Consider the following 2,209-nt stretch of genomic DNA (forward strand, 5'->3'; position numbering starts at 1 on the left):
GCCTTTTCGCTGTCAATTTTCTTGGCAAATCCAATACCACCGGCCTGCATCACAACCTTATCGAAGGCATATTTTTTATCCTTGCTGAAATATTCAAAAGTGAGTAAACTGCCGCAAATTACAGGCTGCCCAAATTTATTACCAAAATCGCTTGCCCCGTTAGAGGCTTTAATCAGAATCTGTTCAGGAGTCTGGTAAAGCCATGGCCTGGGTTCATTGTTCTTTTCCCAGTTACGGACATTCCCTTCAGGCCGCGGATAGGAAGTCATGTAAACAGCAGTACCGGCAATCGGGAAAGCGGCTTTTCCGCCGGCAATACGGTCGCGGATTTCACCACCGGTACCGGTTGCAGCCCCGTTGAATGGCTCAACAGTAGTTGGGAAATTATGAGTTTCGGCTTTAAGTGAAATAACCGATTCAATATCTTTTACAACAAATTCATCAGGTTTGTCCTGTGTCTCGGGTGAAAACTGTTCGATTACAGGCCCCTGCAGGAATGCACAGTTATCTTTATAGGCTGAAACTACAGCGTTTGGGTTTTCCTGGGTAGTCTTTTTGATCAGCTGGAAAAGAGATTTCTCCTTTTCTTCCCCATCAATAATAAAAGACCCGTTAAATATTTTGTGGCGGCAATGCTCGGAATTAACTTGAGAGAAACCGAAAATTTCGCTGTCAGTAAGTTTGCGGCCGATTTTTTTGCTAAGGTCCTCAAGATATGAAATTTCATCATCGTTTAAAGCCAGTCCTTCTTTCTGATTGTATTCCTGCAGATTATCAACATAAACTATGGGCTCTGGCTGCTTATTCACAGTAAAAATATTCTGATCGATGCCATTATAAAGCCTTTGCAACATAGCATCGTAGGAAGCCTTATCGTTTTCAACTTTAATATACTCTTCAATTCTCACAACACCTTCCAGACCCATGTTTTGGGTAATCTCCACCGCATTGGTGCTCCAGGGAGTAACCATTTCCCTGCGGGGGCCAATAAAAAAGCCTTCCACAGAACTGATATCAAGAAAATCAGCACCGCCAAATAGCCATTTGAGTTTTTCAATATTTTCCGAAGATAATTTTTCGCCTGTCTGAAGAGCAAAAAAATTGACTGAATTTTTCTTAAAGAAAAGAATCATTGTAATTTCTATATGAGGTTTAGAACTTGTGGCAAAGGTATAAAAAGCAGGAAAATAATTTATAAAAAATAGCAAGAGAACTTATTCACTGATTTTAATATTTTGGTTAAGTTTGCATATACAAGTAAAATCAAGGTTATGACATTTACGGAACTGGCAAAACAAAGGTATTCGTGCAGGCATTATACCGATCAGCCTGTAGAAGAAGAAAAGCTGATGAAAGTGCTTGAAGCCGCAAGGATAGCTCCTTCGGCATGTAACCTCAAGCCAATAATCATCTATGTAATAAGGGATGAAGAGAACAGGAAGACCATATCTTCTGCTTATCACCGTGAATGGCTGGTAAAAGCCCCTGTAATCCTTGTTGTTTGTACGAATCATGGAGAAGGATGGGTCAGACAATCGGATGAAAAAGATCACTGCGACATTGATGCAGCCATTGCCACTGACCACATGACCTTGCAGGCAACCGAACTTGGCCTGGGTACCTGCTGGATATGTAATTTCGACCCTTTCCTCTGCAAGGAGATTTTAGACCTGCCGGAGAATATCGAACCGGTTGTTATCCTTCCTCTTGCCTACCCTGCCGATAAACCTGATGTGAACAGGCATGAAAACCAACGAAAGCCATTGGACAAGATAGTCAAATATGAGTTTTAATGGAGAGTGATTATTTAAAACTTTTGTAGAAGGGATAATCTGCCACATCCAATAATTCTTTATCGCCCTTGCTGTCAGCATAAACATAGATTTTATCAAAACTTTTTAAATCTACCTTTTGCGTCAGGCGTCTGACTTTTTCAAGGCCAAAGCAATTGGTGCCCTCAATTTTGCCGGTAAGTTTGTCGTTTTTTATTTCAAGGCGGGTGGCAATAAGTTCAAGCTTCATTTTTTCACACCAGGCTGAAAGCCAATTTTCAGCCGAAGCGGTAACTATCATTACACGATCACCGGCTTCCTGATGTTTTTGAATACATTCCAAAGCACTTGTTTTCACAATTTGCGGAAGCTTTTCCAGTGAAAAACGGGTACATTTTTGTTGAAACTGTTTCCAATCATCATTTTTAAAAAAGTAA

General features: G+C 40.7%; 3 protein-coding genes. 1 reads left to right on the forward strand and 2 read right to left on the reverse strand.

Annotated features, from left to right (window positions below):
* On the reverse strand, positions 1 to 1,133 hold a 1,133-nt coding region (locus tag Q8907_16520), incomplete at its 3' end, for a phosphoribosylformylglycinamidine synthase (GenBank protein ID MDP4275873.1).
* Positions 1,134 to 1,271: 138 nt separating this feature from the next.
* On the opposite strand from Q8907_16520, the gene Q8907_16525 reads away from it, so the two are divergent.
* Positions 1,272 to 1,793, forward strand: coding sequence for a nitroreductase family protein (locus Q8907_16525; protein MDP4275874.1), 522 nt, complete (start codon positions 1,272 to 1,274; stop codon positions 1,791 to 1,793).
* Positions 1,794 to 1,803: 10 nt separating this feature from the next.
* Here Q8907_16525 and Q8907_16530 read toward each other — a convergent pair.
* Positions 1,804 to 2,209, reverse strand: a 406-nt coding sequence (locus Q8907_16530) for an HAD-IB family phosphatase (GenBank protein ID MDP4275875.1), incomplete at its 5' end; no start/stop codon positions are given.

It is taken from the genome of Bacteroidota bacterium, assembly GCA_030706565.1.
In the GTDB taxonomy this organism is placed as follows: Bacteria; Bacteroidota; Bacteroidia; order Bacteroidales; family JAUZOH01; genus JAUZOH01.